The following is a 17,660-nucleotide window of genomic DNA, read 5'->3' as shown; positions in this document are numbered from 1 at the left end:
TTTGCGGGTACCTGAGTCCGCATGTGCCGCCCTCAACCGGTCTCGTCCGACTCCCGATATGCGGATGGGGGCTCCAAGAGCCCCACGAGGGCACTCAGCGCTTCCGGCCGTCAACCCTTGGCTACTTAGGAGTCAGGTGGCGATTCGCAACCGTGTGCGGTGCCACGACGAAACGGGCACCGACGGCGGAACGGCACCGCCGAGACCGAGATTGTGATGTCCATCACGTACGGCTGAAGGGCCCGGAACGGACGCCGGATCACCCGTACGTGTCCCCCGGACCCGTGCTCCCGGGAGCCCGCAGGGGCCCGAAACGACGGGCGGGACCACCAGGACCGACCACCTTGATCAACCGCACCGTGCCGTGCCCGAGGTCCTCGTTCAGACGCGCCACCAGAGTCGGCGCGAGCAACCGCAGATTCGTCGCCCACGCCGTGGAGTCGCAGCGCACGACCAGCACCCGCTCGTCCTCGTCGTACCGCTCCGGCTCACAGTGCTTGGCCACGTCCCCACCGACGATCTCGGGCCAACGCCCCATCACCCCGCCCACCGCGGCCGGGGCCTCCCAGCCACGCTCGGAGAGCAACCGGCTGATCGCCGGACCGAGCGCCATCGGATCACGCCGGTCGGCCCGCGCGCCGGAACGCAGACCACCGCGCCGCGCCTGCTTCCGCTGCTGCGCCGCGTCCCCACGCGCGCGCGCCGCCTCCCTGGCCGCGCGCAACGCCACACGCGCGAGGTCGACACCGGACGGCTCAGGAGCCTGCCCGGCACCCCCCGCAGGCGTGTCCGGCCCGCTCATACGCGCTCCACCGTCCCCCCGGCCACGGCGAACCGCGCACCCGCCAGCACATGGGGCACGTCGTCGTCGACCGCCGCGGTCACCAGGACCTGCTCACCGGGCGCCACCAGCTCGGCCAGACGCTCACGCCGCCGCGCGTCCAGCTCGGCGAAGACGTCGTCGAGCACCAGCACCGGCTCGTTCCCCTCCGCCCGCAGCAGGTCGTAGGAGGCCAGACGCAACGCCAGCGCGTACGACCAGGACTCGCCGTGGGAGGCATACCCCTTGGCGGGCAGTTGGCCCAGCTTGAGCAGCAGGTCGTCACGGTGCGGACCGACCAGGGTGACACCCCGCTCGATCTCCGGCTTGCGCGCCTCCGCCAGGGCCGCCGTCAACTGCTCGAACAGACCCTCGCGCGTATGGGCCTCACCCGGCGCGGACGGCCTGTACTCCAGGGCGATCGGCCCGCCACCGGGCGCCAGCTGCTCGTACGCCTTGTCGGCCAGCGGCTGGAGCGCCCCGATCAGATCCAGTCGCTGCGCCAGGAGCTCCGCACCCGCACGCGCCAGGTGCTGGTCCCACACGTCGAGCGTGGACAGGTCCAGAGTGCGGCCACCGTGCCGGCGCGCCAGCGCGGCCGACTTCAGCAGGGTGTTGCGCTGCTTGAGCACCCGGTCGTAGTCGGAGCGGACACCGGCCATGCGCGGGGAGCGCGCGGTGATCAGCTCGTCCAGGAACCGGCGCCGCTCACCGGGATCACCCTTGACCAGGGCCAGGTCCTCGGGCGCGAACAGCACCGTACGGACGATCCCCAGCACGTCCCGGGGCCTGACCTGCGAGGACCTGTTGATACGGGCACGGTTGGCGCGGCCCGGGTTCAGCTCCAGCTCGACCAGCTGCTGCCGCTCGCCCTGCCGCACCTGGGCCCGGACGATCGCACGGTCGGCACCCATACGGACCAGCGGGGCATCGGAGGAGACCCGGTGACTGCCCAGGGTGGCGAGGTAACCGACCGCCTCGACCAGGTTCGTCTTGCCCTGCCCGTTGGGCCCGACGAAGGCCGTCACCCCCGGGTCGAGCGGGACCTCGACCCGGGAGTAGGACCGGAAGTCGGCCAGCGACAGATGCGTGACGTGCATGGTCGTTCCGCCGACCTCCCCCGGCGTTGCGGACCGCCGTACGGTCCTGTGGATACGGGACGTGCCCTGTGGACTACTTCTTCTCGACCGCGTGGCCGCCGAACTGGTTCCGCAGCGCCGCGATCATCTTCATCTGCGGCGAGTCCTCCTGGCGCGAGGCGAACCGCGCGAACAGCGAGGCGGTGATCGCCGGCAGCGGGACCGCGTTGTCGATGGCGGCCTCCACGGTCCAGCGTCCCTCACCGGAGTCCTGTGCAAAACCCCGGAGCCCCTCGAGGTGTTCGTCCTCGTCCAGGGCGTTCACCGCCAGGTCGAGCAGCCAGGAGCGGATGACCGTGCCCTCCTGCCAGGAGCGGAACACCTCCCGGACGTCCGTCACCGAGTCGACCTTCTCCAGCAGCTCCCAGCCCTCGGCGTAGGCCTGCATCATGGCGTACTCGATGCCGTTGTGGACCATCTTCGCGAAGTGGCCCGCGCCGACCTTCCCCGCGTGCACCGAGCCGAAGTCGCCCTCCGGCTTGAGCGCGTCGAACACCGGCTGCACCTTGGCGACGTTCTCCGCGTCGCCGCCGTACATCAGCGCGTAACCGTTCTCCAGGCCCCAGACGCCGCCCGAGACACCGCAGTCGACGAAGCCTATGCCCTTGGCCGCCAGCTCCCCGGCGTGCTTCTCGTCGTCCGTCCAGCGGGAGTTGCCGCCGTCCACGACGACGTCACCCGGCTCGAGCAACTCGGCCAGCTCGTCGATCGTGGACTGGGTCGGCTCGCCCGCCGGAACCATCACCCACACCACACGGGGGCCGCTGAGCTTGTCCACCAGCTCCTGCAGACTGTGGACATCGGCGAGGTCCGGGTTGCGGTCGTATCCGAAGACGGTGTGACCCGCGCGGCGAATCCGCTCGCGCATGTTGCCACCCATCTTGCCGAGGCCGACGAGACCGAGCTCCATCAGTTGTGATCCTTAGGTATACGACGTGGCGTGTCGGCACGTACGTGCCGACGTCCGAGCCTAAACCCGGACGCGCGTGCACATCTGTGGGCATACGCGCTCATACGCAGCCCTCACCTGTGACTTCGCTCGGGACGGCACTCAGCCGCTGAGCCGCACCGGCATGATCAGGTACTTGTAGGCATCGTCCGCCTCGGCGTCCACCGCCGGACGGCCGCTGAGCAGCGCCGGCTTGGTCGACGTGGTGAAGGACAGCTGGGCCACCGGTGAGTCGATGGCGCTCAGACCGTCCAGCAGGAACGTCGGGTTGAAGGCGATCGAGATGTCGTCGCCCTCCAGCTGGGCGTCGACCCTTTCCACAGCCTGTGCGTCGTCGCTGGAACCGGCCTCCAGGATGAGCACGCCCTGCTCGAAGCTCAGCCGCACCGGGGTGTTGCGCTCGGCGACCAGGGCCACGCGCTTGACGGCCTCCACGAAGGGGGCGGTCTCGATCACGGCGACGCTGTTGAACTCGGTCGGGAACAGCGTCCGGTACTTCGGGAGGTCACCCTCCAGCAGGCGCGTGGTGGTACGGCGGCCGGCACCCTCGAAACCGATCAGACCCTCGCCCGCACCCGAGCCGGACAGCGCCAGGATCACCTGGTCACCGCTGGTCAGCGCCTTGGCGGTGTCCTGGAGCGTCTTGGCGGGCACCAGGGCGACCGCGGAGACCTCCGGGTTCTCCGGCTTCCACAGGAACTCGCGGACCGCGAAGCGGTAGCGGTCGGTGGAGGCCAGCGTGACGGTGTCGCCCTCGATCTCGATGCGCACACCGGTGAGGACGGGCAGCGTGTCGTCACGGCCGGCCGCGATGGCGACCTGCTGCACGGCGGAGGCGAAGACCTCGCCGGGGACCGTGCCCGTCGCGTTCGGCATCTGCGGCAGGGCCGGGTACTCCTCCACAGGCAGTGTGTGGAGGGTGAACCGCGAGGAGCCGCACACCACCGTCGCCCGTACACCGTCTGTGGAAATCTCCACCGGCCGGTTGGGGAGGGCGCGGGAGATGTCGGCCAGCAGACGGCCCGAGACGAGGACCGTGCCCTCCTCCTCGACCTCCGCCTCCACCGACACCCGCGCGGAGACCTCGTAGTCGAAGCTGGACAGGCTCAGCTGGCCGTCCTCGGCCTTCAGGAGCAGGCCGGCGAGGACAGGGGCCGGCGGACGGGCCGGGAGGCTGCGCGCCGCCCAGGCCACTGCCTCCGCGAGTACGTCGCGTTCCACCCGGATCTTCACTGTTGCCGCCTCCTGCTGTTGCCGGCGCTTCTCGCCCTGCCTGGCTTCGTCGTCTGACTCGGTGTCGTCAGCCCCTGGGAGGGGAAGGACACCGGTGACCAGTCTGACGCACCGCACTGACAGTAGGTGCCCCTCGGGGTCAAGTCGTGCCGAGTGGCGGTCGGGGCCGAGACAGCGAGTTGTGCACAGGGCCCCCTTCGAAACGAATTCCTCGCTCTCTCTAGTTGGGAGTAGTAGTAGGGCCTGTGGATACCGTGGATAACCCTGTTTCCCCAGGTCAGGGTCTGGATTTTGTCCACGGGTCCTGTGGGTGGGGACCGTGGACAACTGGGCGTCTCTGTGGAGAACAGAAAGTTCTGCACACCCCGTACACAGGGAGGGGCGAGTTCTCCCCAGCTCCGTCCCCAGGTTTGCGGGCCTTTCCCACAGGCCCCTGCGGCAGCCTGATGTGACGCCTTTCACTCGTTCCGGTGAGAGGTCGCGTCACCTTGTCGAACAGTGGACAGCCATGTGGAGAACCGGACGATCGCTGGGGACAACCCCCTCCAGCCTGTGGGTCGCCCGTGGACAACTCGATGCACAGCCTGGGGGGCTCCGCGTTGTCCACAGGCTGTGGAGATCGTTCATCCACGTATCCACAACCGACTGACCTGGCGCGATGCTCTCTCGGCAGGCTGACCTGTGGACAAGATCGGGACAACTTCCCGGTCCCCAGGATGTGGACGGGAAAAAGTCGCCGAATCTGTGGAGGAAGGCCGTGACCCCGCTTCGGAATCGAACAGCGCCGGGGTGCTCCACGAAGGGGCGGGGTGCCCGGGACACGAAGAAGGGCGCCCCCGGATCGCTCCGGGGGCGCCCTCGACGCAGTCGTCCGGCCGACGGGCCGGTCAGCCGGCCTTGATGCGGTTGGTGAGCTCGGTGACCTGGTTGTAGATGGATCGCCGTTCGGCCATCAGATTGCGGATCTTCCGGTCGGCGTGCATCACCGTGGTGTGGTCGCGGCCGCCGAACAGCGCGCCGATCTTCGGCAGCGACAGGTCCGTCAGCTCGCGGCACAGGTACATGGCGATCTGGCGGGCGGTGACGAGCTGGCGGCCCCGGGAGCTGCCGCACAGGTCCTCGACCGTGAGGCCGAAGTAGTCGGCCGTGGCGCTCATGATGGCCGTCGAGGTGATCTCCGGCGTCGAGTCGTCGCCGCCGGGCATCAGGTCCTTGAGGACGATCTCCGTCAGGCCCAGGTCCACCGGCTGGCGGTTGAGCGAGGCGAACGCCGTCACCCGGATCAGCGCGCCCTCCAGCTCGCGGATGTTCCGCGAGATCCGGGAGGCGATGAACTCCAGCACCTCCGGTGGGGCGTTGAGCTGCTCCTGGACCGCCTTCTTGCGCAGGATCGCGATGCGCGTCTCCAGCTCCGGCGGCTGGACGTCGGTGATCAGACCCCACTCGAAACGGTTCCGCAGCCGGTCCTCCAGGGTGACCAGCTGCTTGGGCGGCCGGTCGCTGGAGAGGACGATCTGCTTGTTGGCGTTGTGGAGCGTGTTGAAGGTGTGGAAGAACTCCTCCTGGGTCGACTCCTTGTCCGCGAGGAACTGGATGTCGTCGACGAGCAGGATGTCCATCTCGCGGTACCGCTTGCGGAAGCTGTCGCCCTTGCCGTCGCGGATGGAGTTGATGAACTCGTTGGTGAACTCCTCCGAGCTCACGTACCGCACGCGCGTGCCGGGGTACAGGCTCCGCGCGTAGTGTCCGATCGCGTGCAGCAGGTGGGTCTTGCCGAGCCCGGACTCCCCGTAGATGAACAGCGGGTTGTAGGCCTTCGCCGGTGCCTCGGCGACGGCGACCGCGGCCGCGTGCGCGAAGCGGTTGGACGCGCCGATGACGAACGTGTCGAAGAGGTACTTCGGGTTCAGCCGCGCGGTCGGTTCACCGGGGCCGGCCGCCGGTGCCGGCTGTGCCGCCAGCGGGCCGGGTGCGCCGGTGGCGGGCAGGTTCGGGCCCACGGGGCCGCCGCGGTGGACGTGCCCGGAGCCGGAGGGGGGGTCGGGCAGGTCGCGGCGCATGGCGTCGCGCTGGTCGTAGTCGCCGCGTGAGGTGTCGTACTCGGAGCGCTGCTGGTCGTAGGACGGCCGGTCCACGGGCTGCGGGCGGTAGTCCTGCACGGGCGAGCCGCCGCCGTAGCCGTCCTGTGGGCTGTACGGGTCCTGCGAGCCGTAGGTGTCCTGTGGGGGTGTGGCGTACGGGTCCCGGTCGGGGAAGCCGAGGCGCTGCTGCTGCCAGCCGTACTCCTCCTGCGCCGGCCGTGGCCAGGTTCCGGGCTCCGGGCGCTGGTACTCCGACGGGTAGGCGGGGCGGGCGGTGGGCAGCTGGTCGCCGGAGGGGTTCTGCTGCTGGTCGGCGCGGCGGCGGCCGTATCCCTCGTAGCCGTCGTACCCCTCGTATCCCTCGTACGGCTCGCGTTCCTGCCGGTCGGGTCGCTCGGGGCGGTCCTGGCGGACGGCCGGGAGCTCGGGTTCCTCGTAGCGCGGCTGGGGGCGGGGTGCCGGTGGGGGCGGGGGCTCGCCGGCGGTGTCGTCGACGGTGATCGCGATGCGGATCGGGCGCCCGCACTCGCGGCTCAGGCTCTCGCTGACGACGGGGGCGAGGCGGCCCTCGAGCACGCCCTTCGCGAATTCGTTGGGTACGGCGAGCAGTGCGGTGTCGGCGACGAGTGCCAGCGGCTGGCAGCGCCGGATCCAGTGCTCGTCCCTGCCCTCGACTCCCTGTCCGCGTCCCTCCCCGAGGAGCTGTTCCAGTACGCGTGGCCACACTGCGGCAAGATCGGCAGGTACATCAGCCACAGGGCACGCTCTCTCACAGGTCCTTCGATCGTGTGATGCGAAGGACGGGTCGGGGGGTAAATCGGGTGGTGGAGGGTCAAGGGAACGAATAATCGGAGTCCGGCCACGGTAGTCAGCGCGGCCGGTACGGTTCAAGTTGTTGTCCCCAGGCTGTGGACAAGTGTCTCCCACTCGTCGCCGGTTTGACCGAATGGCGCAGTCGCGCGTACCGTGACCAGGTCGAGTTGTCGATGGCTGCTGCCGCCTGCCTCCGATGGGCACAGATCGCGCAAGATGATCGGTCAGCGGTGCACTCGGGCGTAACGCGAGCTACTCGTGGGCGCACGGTGACAGCCAGGACGGCACCCCGCAAACACCGAGTCTTTCTGGAGCCCCCGAGTGAGCAAGCGCACCTTCCAGCCGAACAACCGTCGTCGCGCCAAGACCCACGGCTTCCGGCTGCGTATGCGCACCCGTGCCGGCCGCGCGATTCTCGCGTCCCGCCGTAGCAAGGGTCGCGCCCGTCTGTCCGCCTGATCCCGGTCAGGTCATGACGTCGTGCTGCCCACCGAGAACCGGCTGAGGCGGCGCGAGGACTTCGCGACCGCGGTACGACGAGGACGTCGGGCAGGAAGCCGGCATCTCGTCGTCCATCTTCGTAGCGGTGCCACGGACCCGCATGCGGCTGGGGAGAGTGCTCCCCCGTCGCGTGCGGGTTTCGTCGTGAGCAAGGCCGTGGGTGGTGCGGTGGTGCGCAACAAGGTGAAGCGCAGGCTTCGTCATCTGATGCGCGAGCGAGTCGACCGATTGCCCCCCGGTAGCCTGGTAGTCGTACGAGCGCTGCCCGGTGCGGGTGACGCCGACCATGCACTACTGGCCCGAGACCTGGATGCCGCCCTGCGGCGGTTGCTGGGAGGGGGCGCGCGATGAAGTACCCGCTGCTGGCGTTGATCAAGATCTACCAGTGGACGATCAGTCCGCTGCTGGGGCCGGTGTGCAAGTACTACCCGTCGTGTTCCCACTACGGCTACACGGCCATCGACCGGCATGGTGCCATCAAGGGCACAGCGCTCACGGCCTGGCGCATCCTCCGGTGCAATCCGTGGTCGCTGGGCGGTGTGGACCATGTTCCGCCGCGCAAGCGTCCGCGGTGGCACGAAATGCTGCGTGACGCCTGGCGTGCACGCAGGGGCGGGACCTCCGCCGCCGAACCGGCCACCGAGGGGCGGACCTCTCTCACAGGTCCGACGGGTCCTTCGAGCCCGGCCGCAGAGACCTCGTCCCATGCCCAAGGAGCATGATTAGTGGACACGATTGCCAGCCTCTTCAGCTTCATCACGACACCTGTCTCCTGGGTCATCGTCCAGTTCCACAAGGTGTACGGCGCCGTCTTCGGCCCTGACACCGGGTGGGCCTGGGGCCTGTCGATCGTGTCCCTGGTGATTCTGATCCGTATCTGCCTGATCCCGCTCTTCGTGAAGCAGATCAAGGCGACGCGCGCGATGCAGACGCTCCAGCCGGAGATGAAGAAGATCCAGGAGCGCTACAAGAACGACCGGCAGCGCCAGTCCGAAGAGATGATGAAGCTGTACAAGGAGACGGGCACCAACCCGCTCTCCTCGTGCCTTCCCATCCTGGCGCAGTCGCCGTTCTTCTTCGCCCTCTACCACGTGCTCAACAGCATCGCGTCGAACGACACCATCGGTGTGATCAACGAGCGTCTGCTGGAGAGCGCGCAGAAGGCCCACATCTTCGGTGCCCCGCTCGCGGCGAAGTTCACGGACAGCTCGGACAAGGTCGAGGCGCTCAACTCCTCGCTGACCGATGTCCGCGTCGTCACGGCGATCATGATCGTCCTGATGTCGCTGTCGCAGTTCTACACGCAGCGCCAGCTGATGACGAAGAACGTCGACACCACGGTGAAGACGCCGTTCATGCAGCAGCAGAAGATGCTGATGTACGTCTTCCCCGTCATCTTCGCCGTCTTCGGCATCAACTTCCCGGTCGGTGTCCTCGTCTACTGGCTGACCACCAACGTGTGGACCATGGGCCAGCAGATGTACGTCATCCACAACAACCCCACGCCGGGTTCCAAGGCGCAGGCCGCCTACCTGGAGCGCCTCTCCAAGCATGTCTCCAAGCACGGCAGGACCCGCAACCGGCGTGAGCGGGCCATCGTCAAGGCCATCGTCGTCAAGGGCCGGGACCGCAACGAGTACGAGCGCAAGTTCATCAACGGTCTGAACAAGGCGGGTCTCGCGGCCCAGGCCGACGGCACGGTGATCAAGAGCGAGAGCACGGCCGCCGCCCAGGCCGAGGACGTCGCCGCCGGGGCCGCCGCCAAGCGGCAGCAGCCCAAGCGGCAGACCAAGTCCCAGCGCCAGTCCGGCACGGCCAAGGCGGCAGGTGAGCCCACCTCGCTGACCAAGTCCGACGAGCCCGAGGACGCCAAGCCCGCCGCCCCCGCCAAGAAGGGCGACGCCAAGCCTGCGGGCAGCACCCGCAGCAGGGCCCAGTCCGGGCAGCGCAAGGGTCCGCAGCGGCCCAAGTCCCCGTCCAAGAAGTAAGAAGGAGTCCATCCCGTGACGGAAGGCACCACCTCCGCCGCTGCCGAGGGCGCAGACACCCTGACCCGCCTGGAGCAGGAGGGCGAGATCGCGGCGGACTATCTGGAGGGTCTGCTCGACATCGCCGACCTCGACGGCGACATCGACATGGACGTCGAGGCCGACCGTGCCTCCGTCTCGATCATCAGCGACACGGGCAGCCGTGGTCTGCAGAAGCTGGTGGGTCGTGACGGTGAGGTGCTGGAGGCGCTCCAGGAGCTCACGCGGCTGGCCGTGCACCGGGAGACCGGGGACCGCAGCCGTCTCATGCTCGACATCGCCGGCTACCGGGCCAAGAAGCGGACCGAGCTGTCCGAGCTGGGCGCCAAGGCCGCGGCCGAGGCCAAGAGCAGCGGCGAGGCCGTGAAGCTGGACCCGATGACGCCGTTCGAGCGCAAGGTCGTGCATGACGCGATCAAGGCGGCCGGCCTGCGCAGCGAGTCCGAGGGCGAGGAGCCGCAGCGCTTCGTCGTCGTGCTTCCCGCCTGATCGGTTCTACGTTCCACCGGCCCCGTCTGTTGCGCAGACGGGGCCGAACTTTGTCAGCCTGATAGTTCTGTGGTTCTGGTGTCGGCGCTCGGTGCCGGCACGGTACGGAAGGACGGTCCCCCGTGACGGAGGCAGCGGAGCTTCCCCCCGCGCCCGACCAGGCACGCGAGGTGTTCGGCGATCGCTTCGAGGACGCGGTCCGGTACGCGGAGCTGCTCGCCGAGGCGGGTGTGCAGCGCGGCTTGATCGGGCCGCGCGAGGTGCCCCGCCTGTGGGAGCGGCATCTGCTGAACTGCGCGGTGCTCTCGGAGGTGGTGCCCGAGGGTGTGACGGTGTGCGATGTGGGTTCGGGTGCGGGTCTGCCGGGGATTCCCCTGGCGTTGGTCCGGGAGGACCTCAGGATCACTCTGCTGGAGCCGCTGCTCCGGCGTACCAACTTTCTGACCGAGGTCGTCGAGCTGCTCGGACTGGACCATGTGACGGTCGTGCGCGGCCGGGCCGAGGAGGTCATGGGGAAGCTGCCTCCGGTGCACGTGGTGACCGCTCGTGCCGTGGCTCCGCTCGACCGTCTGGCCACCTGGGGCATTCCTCTGCTGCGGCCCTACGGCGAGATGCTGGCGCTCAAGGGCGACACCGCCGAGGAGGAGCTGAAGAGCTCCGCGACGGCGCTGAGCAAGCTCGGTGCCGTGGAGACGTCCATCGTGCATGTGGGCGAGGGTGTCGTGGATCCGATGTCCACGGTGGTGCGGGTCGAGGTCGGGGAGAGCCCGGGGGGTGTGCGGTTCGCGGCGAAGCGCGCGAAGGCCGCCCGTACGGGACGGGCCCGGCGCCGGCGCTGAGAACGGGCGGGGCCGAGCCGGCGACGGCCGGTCCGTCGGGGTGCGGTCCGTCATGGGAGCCGGACGTACTCCACACAAGCTGCCGAACCCATATGTGCCGGAGTGTCGCGGTAGTGGCGCCTCGGCCGCTGTGCATCGTGTTTCACGTGAAACATCGCTCACTGCTGCACGGCATCATCGGTCGGGGCCGCGCTGCGGCCGAACCTCGTGACCGGAAGCCTCTCGGTTCACTCGGAGAGGCTTCTGTTCCCGAGAAGGCATCGGCCTCCTCAAGGGGTGCGGAGTTGTCCACAGAGGTGGATTTCTCCACAGAACGACAGGGCTCACTGGTTCACGACCCCGACGGCATGGGAGGCTCTGTTCATAGCGAGCCTGAAGTCGAGGAGAGTGAATCCTTGCGGTCCGACGCCAACATCGCGGGACCGATGACCGATCCGGTCCCCGGTCCCCGTACCGAGTCGACGGGAGTGGATGTTTCACGTGAAACACCGCCTCCGATGGACGACACTCCCATCGGTCGTGCTGCCCAACTGGCGGTAGAGGCTCTGGGGCGAGCCGGTGAGGGCCTGCCACGGCCCGAGCAGACCCGCGTCATCGTGGTCGCCAACCAGAAGGGTGGCGTCGGTAAGACGACGACCACCGTCAACCTTGCCGCGTCGCTCGCTCTGCACGGCAGCCGTGTCCTGGTGATCGACCTCGACCCCCAGGGCAACGCGTCCACGGCCCTGGGGATCGACCACCACGCGGAAGTCCCCTCCATCTACGACGTACTGGTGGAGAGCAGGCCGCTCGCGGAGGTCGTCCAGCCGGTCCCCGATGTCGAAGGACTCTTCTGCGCCCCCGCCACGATCGATCTCGCCGGTGCGGAGATCGAGCTGGTGTCGCTGGTGGCGCGGGAGAGCCGGCTGCAGCGGGCGATCCAGGCGTATGAGCAGCCGCTGGACTACATCCTCATCGACTGCCCGCCCTCGCTCGGCCTGCTGACGGTCAACGCGATGGTGGCCGGTCAGGAGGTGCTGATTCCGATCCAGTGCGAGTACTACGCGCTGGAAGGGCTGGGGCAGCTGCTGCGCAACGTCGACCTGGTGCGGGGACACCTCAACCCCACCCTGCACGTATCGACGATCCTGCTCACCATGTACGACGGCCGGACGCGCCTCGCGTCGCAGGTCGCGGACGAGGTGCGCACCCACTTCGGCGACGAGGTACTGCGGACGAGCATCCCCCGCTCCGTCCGTATCTCGGAGGCGCCGAGTTATGGGCAGACGGTGCTGACTTACGATCCTGGATCAAGCGGTGCCCTCTCCTACTTCGAGGCGGCACGAGAGATTGCGCTGAGGGGTGTCGGCGTCGGCTATGACGCATCGCAGGCTCACCTCGGTGGACAGCAGAACGATCCGAGCATGGTGGAGGGCGTCCAGTGAGCGAGCGACGGAGAGGGCTGGGTCGTGGTCTCGGCGCACTGATCCCCGCTGCCCCGACAGAGAAGACGGTGACGCCGTCCGCGGTGGGCGGTGTCACCGCCACGTCTCCGGTGGCGCCGATACTGCCGAACGATCGAGGGGTGGCTGCCGCGAAGGTGACCACGCTGCCGACCGTTCCACGTGAAACGGACGATGCTGCGGCCGTGCCCGCGCCGCCCATGGGCGCGCACTTCGCCGAGATCCCCCTCGACGCCATCACGCCGAACCCCCGGCAGCCGCGTGACGTCTTCGACGAGGACGCGCTGTCCGAGCTCATCACCTCCATCAAGGAGGTCGGTCTCCTCCAGCCGGTCGTCGTCCGGCAAGTGGGTCCCGCACGCTATGAGCTCATCATGGGTGAGCGCCGGTGGCGTGCCTGCCGAGAGGCGGGACTCGAGGCGATCCCGGCGATCGTACGGGCCACGGAGGACGAGAAGCTCCTCCTGGACGCACTGTTGGAGAACCTGCACCGTGCCCAGCTGAACCCACTGGAAGAGGCCGCCGCCTACGACCAGTTGCTGAAGGACTTCAACTGCACGCACGACCAGCTGGCGGACCGCATCGGCCGGTCCCGTCCGCAGGTGTCCAACACACTGCGTCTGCTGAAGCTCTCCCCGACCGTTCAGCGCAAGGTCGCCGCCGGTGTGCTGTCCGCCGGACACGCACGCGCGCTGCTGTCCGTCGAGGACGCCGAGGAGCAGGACCGGCTGGCCCACCGGATCGTGGCCGAAGGGCTCTCGGTGCGGGCGGTCGAGGAGATCGTGACCCTGATGGGTTCACGGTCCCAGAAGGCTCAGCGGTCCAAGGGACCACGCGCCGGATCTCTTGTCTCCCCGGCCCTGACGGATCTGGCGACGCGTCTGTCGGATCGCTTCGAGACGCGGGTGAAGGTCGACCTGGGGCAGAAGAAGGGCAAGATCACGGTCGAGTTCGCTTCCATGGAGGACCTCGAGCGCATCCTCGGCACCCTTGCCCCGGGTGAGGGACCCGTTCTGCAGAAGAGCCTGGTGGACGACGACTCCGTGGAGGCCGAGTCCTGATCCTCGGCGGGTTCGGCCGGGCGGCCGACTGGGTGACCAGGGGGGCGGACCGTGTCCGGTGTGTACCGGAAGGCGGTCCGCCCTTTGCTTTTCGGCGGTGCCGAGGGAATCGCTTCATGGATACGATGCGTTTGGACAGGGCGCATCCACCCGGCAGTACCTCTGAGAGCAAGGCAGGGGCCATGCGAATGACGAGCCGCACCGGACTGGTGAGCGCGGGGCTGGGGGTGGGCGCCGTCAGCGGCTTCGTCGGTAGCCTGCTCAGGGAACGGAGCGCTCTGACAGCCGCCCGCGAGGCAGCGGGCGAAGGAAGCGAGGAACAGCCTTCATGGGCCGTCGGCTCGTACCGCTCACGCTGGACAACCTTCCGGATCTCCCCCAGCGCTGCCGCTCGTGCGTCTTCTGGGAACTCGACCCCGTCAGCGGCGAGGCAGCGGTAAAGGCGGGAACCTCCGCGGTCGAGAAGGAGTCATGGATCTCGGCCGTCCTCCTGGACTGGGGATCCTGCGGAAGGATTGTCTACGTCGATGACGTCCCCGTGGGCTTCGTCCTCTATGCTCCGCCCGCCTATGTACCGCGCTCCACGGCGTTTCCCACCAGTCCCGTGTCACCTGACGGGGTGCAGTTGATGACGGCGTTCATCATGCCGGGGTACCAGGGGCAGGGGCTGGGCCGGGTGATGGTGCAGACGGTGGCCAAGGACCTGCTGCGCCGGGGCTTCAAAGCGATCGAGGCGTTCGGCGACGCCCGCTGGAAGGAGCCGGCCTGTGTCCTGCCCGCCGACCATCTGCTGGCCGTGGGCTTCAAGACGGTCCGACAGCATCCCACTTACCCCCGGCTGAGACTCGAGCTGAGGACGACGCTCTCCTGGAAGGAGGACGTCGAGATGGCGCTGGACCGGTTGCTCGGAGCGGTGCAGAAGGAGCCGGCACTGAGGCCCCTCTGACGCTCCTCATGCGAATGGGCCGACCCGTTCGGGTCGGCCCATTCGTGTTTCACGTGAAACATGCACCGTCGACGAGGCGGGCAGCCATCACTTGGCGGCGGTGATGAACTCCTCGAGATCGCGGACGATCGCGGCCTTCGGCTTGGCGCCGACGATGGTCTTGGCGACCTCGCCACCCTGGTAGACGTTCAGGGTCGGGATGGACATGACGCCGTACTTGGCGGCCGTGGCCGGGTTCTCGTCGATGTTCAGCTTGACGATCTCGATCTTGTCCCCGTACTCGGCGGCGATCGCCTCGAGGGACGGGGCGATCTGACGGCACGGACCGCACCAGGCGGCCCAGAAGTCCACCAGGACGGGCTTGTCGCTCTTGAGGACGTCCTGCTCGAAGGAGTCGTCGGTCACATGCTTCAGGGTGCCGGCCACAGCGGGCTCCTTAACTACTGGTTGATGCGTGGGGCGGATGGGGGTCAGACAGCGGTCTTCTCGGGTTCGGCCTTCTCCTCGTCCGCGAGGGCGGCGAGGAAGCGCTCGGCGTCGAGGGCGGCGGAGCATCCCGTACCGGCCGCGGTGATCGCCTGGCGGTAGGTGTGGTCGACCACGTCGCCGGCGCCGAAGACACCGGTGAGGTTCGTGCGCGTCGAGGGGGCCTCGACCTTCAGGTAGCCGTCCTCGTCCAGCTCCAGCTGGCCCTTGAAGAGCTCGGTGCGCGGGTCGTGGCCGATCGCGATGAACAGGCCGGTCACCGCCAGGTCCGAGAGCTCGCCGGTCTTGAGGTTGCGCAGCTTCAGGCCCGAGAGCTTCTGGTCGCCCTGGACCTCGGCTACTTCGCTGTCCCAGACGAACGAGATCTTCGGGTCGGCGAAGGCACGCTCCTGCATCGCCTTGGAGGCGCGCAGGGTGTCACGGCGGTGGACGATCGTCACGGACTTGGCGAAGCGGGAGAGGAAGGTGGCCTCCTCCATCGCGGTGTCGCCACCGCCGATCACGGCGATGTCGTGATCCTTGAAGAAGAACCCGTCACAGGTGGCGCACCACGAGACACCACGGCCGGAGAGGGCGTCCTCGTTGGGCAGGCCGAGCTTGCGGTGCTGCGAGCCGGTGGTGACGATGACGGCCTTCGCCTTGTGGACCGTGCCGGCGGTGTCCGTGACGGTCTTGATCTCACCGGTCAGATCGACGGCGACCACGTCGTCCGGGACGAGCTCGGCACCGAAGCGCTCCGCCTGGGCACGCATGTTGTCCATGAGCTCGGGGCCCATGATGCCGTCCTGGAAACCGGGGAAGTTCTCGACCTCGGTGGTGTTCATCAGCGCACCGCCGGCGGTGACAGCGCCCTCGAACACCAGGGGCTTCAGCGACGCACGGGCGGTGTAGAGCGCCGCCGTGTAGCCGGCGGGCCCCGAGCCGATGATGATCACGTTACGGACGTCGCTCACGGCTTGATTCCTCGTCTCTGGTCTGCGTCGGTCGACCGGGGGAGCTTCTTTCAGAACCCTCACCCCACCCAACGGATCCTAAGGGGCGCGCATTCCCGCCGTGCCCGGGTACACGGGCGACGGCCCGCTGCCGGTCCGGAGAAGCGCACACCGTACGGGATACCACGCAGGAGGGAGAAGGATCGCCGCGCGTCAGAGGCGTGTAACCCGGGCGTCAGGAGCGTGTGTAGGAGTGCTTCAGCAGAACCTTCGCCGTGGTGGCCTCGGACGGGTTGTCCACACAGGTCGCCTCGACGATGTAGGCGGTCACACGGGTGTCGTCCGAGACGTCGGGAAGCACGACGAGCAGAGCGTCCTTCCCCTTGTAGACGCCCTTCTCGGTGGCGAGTGCGGCGTCGTTGCGGCCGATGCCGTCGCTGACGCACTCCGGCACCACGGGCTCCTTGAGGACCCTGGGACCGACGGCGTCGGACTCCGACTGCGACCCGAGTGTGTGGGCGGTGCCGGAGCCCTGCACCTCCCCCTGGCTCTGTGCGAGGAGATCGGTGACCTGCTTCTCCAGCTTTCCTTCGGAGAAGGTGTCCGAGGCGGCGGTCCGGGGACCCTCGTCCTGACCGGTGCCGTCGTTCACGGAGGACAGCACCACCGACCCGATCCCCAGAGCGGCGACCGTGAACACGGTCCCCAGGACGGCGACCCGGCGACGTCCGCCGCGCAGACGGCCCTTGCGTCCCGGTCCGGTCGTGGTGGAGCGGGGGCGCCCGCCCGGTTGGCCCTGGGGCGTCGATGTTTCACGTGAAACATGCGCGGGCTCGCCGTCGGAGGACGCGGGAGAAGTATCGGCGGGTTCCGCGGCAGCCTCGGGCTCCGGTGCCGTGGCGTGCAGCAGGGCCTCCGCGGCCAGCGCCGCGTCGATGCGGCCCGCTACGTCGGCGGGCATGCGGGGCGGGCCCGGCGCCGTGCCGAGCAGGTCCCGGATCTCCTCGAGTGAGGCATGGACGTCCGCGCAGAGCGCGCACTCGTCCAGATGCCGGCGTACGTCGGCGCTCCGGGCGGACGGGAGGAGCCCTTCGGTCAGGTCGGAGATCTCCGCGACGTCCGGGTGTTCGGCCATGTCTGTCGTCGACGTCACGCTCGCCCACCTCCGCCCTTCACTGCAGCCGGGTCGTTCGATGCCGGGTCCGGTGGATCCGCTTGCCGCGGACCCGCCGAGGGTGGGACGGGCGTCCGCTGCGTCCGGTTCCGCCCCTCACCTGGTTTCCCGCGCTCACCGGGGCCGTTCGGCCGTAGATGGGTGAGCAGGGGCAGGAGTCTGGCTCTGCCCCGCGCACAGCGGCTCTTCACCGTGCCGGTGGGCACATCGAGGATGCGGGCGGCTTCGGCGACCGGATAGCCCTGCATGTCCACGAGGACGAGTGCGGCCCGCTGATCGGGCGGGAGGGTGCCCATGGCCTCGATGAGCTGGCGGTGCAGATCGTTGCGCTCCGCGGGCGCGGAGGCGGACTCGTGGGGTTCGAGCAGTTGCTCCAGGCGCTCGGTGTCGTCGACCGGGGCGGTCTTGCGGGAGGCCGCCTTGCGGGCACGGTCCAGACAGGCGTTCACCGTGATCCGGTGCAGCCATGTCGTGACGGCCGACTGGCCGCGGAAGGTGTGGGCGGCCCGGTAGGCGGAGACGAGGGCGTCCTGGACGGCGTCAGCGGCCTCCTCGCGGTCACCGAGCGTCCGGAGGGCCACGGCCCACAACCGGTCACGGTGCCGGCGCACGAGCTCACCGAAGGCCTCGGGGTCGCCGGCCACATGCAGGGCCAGGAGGTCCTGATCGCTTGCGTCGCGGTGCGCGGCGCCCTCTGCCATCGGACCCCCTCCCCTGGGATTCGGTGG

18 protein-coding genes are annotated in these 17,660 nt (G+C 68.7%); 9 read left to right on the top strand and 9 right to left on the bottom strand.

Features of this window, described 5'->3' with window-relative positions; genetic code table 11:
- Positions 1 to 259: 259 nt before the first annotated feature.
- The 5 genes from ACFY3N_RS07795 to dnaA all read right to left on the bottom strand — a co-directional run bounded on the left by ACFY3N_RS07795 (position 260) and on the right by dnaA (position 6,978).
- Positions 260 to 802, bottom strand: coding sequence for a DUF721 domain-containing protein (locus tag ACFY3N_RS07795; protein WP_390815731.1), 543 nt, complete (start codon positions 800 to 802; stop codon positions 260 to 262).
- Positions 799 to 1,920, bottom strand: coding sequence for a DNA replication/repair protein RecF (gene recF / locus ACFY3N_RS07790; protein WP_390815730.1), 1,122 nt, complete (start codon positions 1,918 to 1,920; stop codon positions 799 to 801). Before recF ends, ACFY3N_RS07795 begins: the two co-directional genes overlap by 4 nt.
- Positions 1,921 to 1,993: 73 nt before the next feature.
- Positions 1,994 to 2,869, bottom strand: a complete 876-nt coding sequence (gene gnd / locus ACFY3N_RS07785) for a phosphogluconate dehydrogenase (NAD(+)-dependent, decarboxylating) (protein ID WP_390815729.1) — start codon at positions 2,867 to 2,869, stop codon at positions 1,994 to 1,996.
- A 141-nt stretch (positions 2,870 to 3,010) separates the two neighbouring features.
- Positions 3,011 to 4,141, bottom strand: coding sequence for a DNA polymerase III subunit beta (dnaN, locus tag ACFY3N_RS07780; protein WP_030857039.1), 1,131 nt, complete (start codon positions 4,139 to 4,141; stop codon positions 3,011 to 3,013).
- 887 nt (positions 4,142 to 5,028) lie between these two features.
- Positions 5,029 to 6,978: a chromosomal replication initiator protein DnaA gene (gene dnaA / locus ACFY3N_RS07775; RefSeq protein WP_390815728.1), complete on the bottom strand. Its 1,950-nt coding sequence runs from the start codon at positions 6,976 to 6,978 to the stop codon at positions 5,029 to 5,031.
- A 378-nt stretch (positions 6,979 to 7,356) separates the two neighbouring features.
- Here dnaA and rpmH point away from each other — a divergent pair, with 378 nt between their 5' ends.
- The 9 genes from rpmH (at position 7,357) to ACFY3N_RS07730 (ending at position 14,340) form a co-directional block, all read left to right on the top strand.
- Entirely contained in the window at positions 7,357 to 7,494 is a 138-nt protein-coding gene (gene rpmH / locus ACFY3N_RS07770; protein WP_003956500.1) for a 50S ribosomal protein L34, read from the top strand.
- Positions 7,495 to 7,515: 21 nt separating this feature from the next.
- Positions 7,516 to 7,887, top strand: coding sequence for a ribonuclease P protein component (gene rnpA / locus ACFY3N_RS07765; RefSeq protein ID WP_390815727.1), 372 nt, complete (start codon positions 7,516 to 7,518; stop codon positions 7,885 to 7,887).
- On the top strand, positions 7,884 to 8,258 hold the full coding sequence (yidD, locus tag ACFY3N_RS07760) for a membrane protein insertion efficiency factor YidD (RefSeq protein WP_390815726.1): 375 nt from the start codon (positions 7,884 to 7,886) through the stop codon (positions 8,256 to 8,258). Before rnpA ends, yidD begins: the two co-directional genes overlap by 4 nt.
- Before the next feature lie 3 nt (positions 8,259 to 8,261).
- Positions 8,262 to 9,524, top strand: coding sequence for a membrane protein insertase YidC (yidC, locus tag ACFY3N_RS07755; RefSeq protein WP_390815725.1), 1,263 nt, complete (start codon positions 8,262 to 8,264; stop codon positions 9,522 to 9,524).
- Positions 9,525 to 9,539: 15 nt separating this feature from the next.
- Positions 9,540 to 10,052: a protein jag gene (locus ACFY3N_RS07750; RefSeq protein WP_390815724.1), complete on the top strand. Its 513-nt coding sequence runs from the start codon at positions 9,540 to 9,542 to the stop codon at positions 10,050 to 10,052.
- 122 nt (positions 10,053 to 10,174) lie between these two features.
- On the top strand, positions 10,175 to 10,891 hold the full coding sequence (rsmG, locus tag ACFY3N_RS07745; protein WP_390815723.1) for a 16S rRNA (guanine(527)-N(7))-methyltransferase RsmG: 717 nt from the start codon (positions 10,175 to 10,177) through the stop codon (positions 10,889 to 10,891).
- Positions 10,892 to 11,238: 347 nt separating this feature from the next.
- The gene (locus ACFY3N_RS07740; protein ID WP_390816055.1) at positions 11,239 to 12,315 is read left to right on the top strand and encodes a ParA family protein; all 1,077 of its coding nucleotides are present in this window, start codon (positions 11,239 to 11,241) and stop codon (positions 12,313 to 12,315) included.
- The gene (locus ACFY3N_RS07735; RefSeq protein ID WP_390815722.1) at positions 12,312 to 13,394 is read left to right on the top strand and encodes a ParB/RepB/Spo0J family partition protein; all 1,083 of its coding nucleotides are present in this window, start codon (positions 12,312 to 12,314) and stop codon (positions 13,392 to 13,394) included. The genes ACFY3N_RS07740 and ACFY3N_RS07735 overlap by 4 nt, the downstream gene beginning before the upstream one ends.
- Before the next feature lie 328 nt (positions 13,395 to 13,722).
- Positions 13,723 to 14,340 carry a GNAT family N-acetyltransferase gene (locus tag ACFY3N_RS07730; protein WP_390815721.1) on the top strand — a complete coding sequence of 206 codons (618 nt, stop codon included), beginning with the start codon at positions 13,723 to 13,725 and terminating at the stop codon, positions 14,338 to 14,340.
- Positions 14,341 to 14,427: 87 nt separating this feature from the next.
- On the opposite strand, the gene trxA is transcribed toward ACFY3N_RS07730, so the two are convergent.
- From trxA to sigM, 4 genes are all read right to left on the bottom strand, one after another.
- Complete coding sequence (gene trxA / locus ACFY3N_RS07725; protein WP_390815720.1) at positions 14,428 to 14,766, bottom strand: thioredoxin; 339 nt, start codon at positions 14,764 to 14,766, stop codon at positions 14,428 to 14,430.
- A gap of 44 nt (positions 14,767 to 14,810) precedes the next feature.
- On the bottom strand, positions 14,811 to 15,779 hold the full coding sequence (gene trxB / locus ACFY3N_RS07720) for a thioredoxin-disulfide reductase (RefSeq protein ID WP_390815719.1): 969 nt from the start codon (positions 15,777 to 15,779) through the stop codon (positions 14,811 to 14,813).
- 214 nt (positions 15,780 to 15,993) lie between these two features.
- Positions 15,994 to 16,911, bottom strand: a complete 918-nt coding sequence (locus tag ACFY3N_RS07715; protein WP_390815718.1) for an anti-sigma factor family protein — start codon at positions 16,909 to 16,911, stop codon at positions 15,994 to 15,996.
- A complete protein-coding gene (gene sigM / locus ACFY3N_RS07710) occupies positions 16,908 to 17,633 on the bottom strand; it encodes an RNA polymerase sigma factor SigM (RefSeq protein ID WP_390815717.1) in 726 nt (241 codons plus the stop codon). The genes ACFY3N_RS07715 and sigM overlap by 4 nt, the downstream gene beginning before the upstream one ends.
- Positions 17,634 to 17,660: the final 27 nt, after the last annotated feature.

The sequence above is a fragment of the Streptomyces sp. NPDC000348 genome, assembly GCF_042898795.1.
GTDB lineage: Bacteria > Actinomycetota > Actinomycetes > Streptomycetales > Streptomycetaceae > Streptomyces.
Note: the sequence above shows the minus strand (reverse complement) of the source record. Positions and strands in the feature narration are given on the sequence as shown.

Coding starts and splice junctions, on each gene's coding strand:
- ACFY3N_RS07795 (WP_390815731.1), bottom strand. CDS start 802: ATGAGCGGGCCGGACACGCCTGCGGGGGGTGCCGGGCAGGCTCCTGAG.
- recF (WP_390815730.1), bottom strand. CDS start 1,920: ATGCACGTCACGCATCTGTCGCTGGCCGACTTCCGGTCCTACTCCCGG.
- gnd (WP_390815729.1), bottom strand. CDS start 2,869: ATGGAGCTCGGTCTCGTCGGCCTCGGCAAGATGGGTGGCAACATGCGC.
- yidD (WP_390815726.1), top strand. CDS start 7,884: ATGAAGTACCCGCTGCTGGCGTTGATCAAGATCTACCAGTGGACGATC.
- ACFY3N_RS07740 (WP_390816055.1), top strand. CDS start 11,239: ATGGGAGGCTCTGTTCATAGCGAGCCTGAAGTCGAGGAGAGTGAATCC.
- ACFY3N_RS07730 (WP_390815721.1), top strand. CDS start 13,723: ATGGGCCGTCGGCTCGTACCGCTCACGCTGGACAACCTTCCGGATCTC.
- sigM (WP_390815717.1), bottom strand. CDS start 17,633: ATGGCAGAGGGCGCCGCGCACCGCGACGCAAGCGATCAGGACCTCCTG.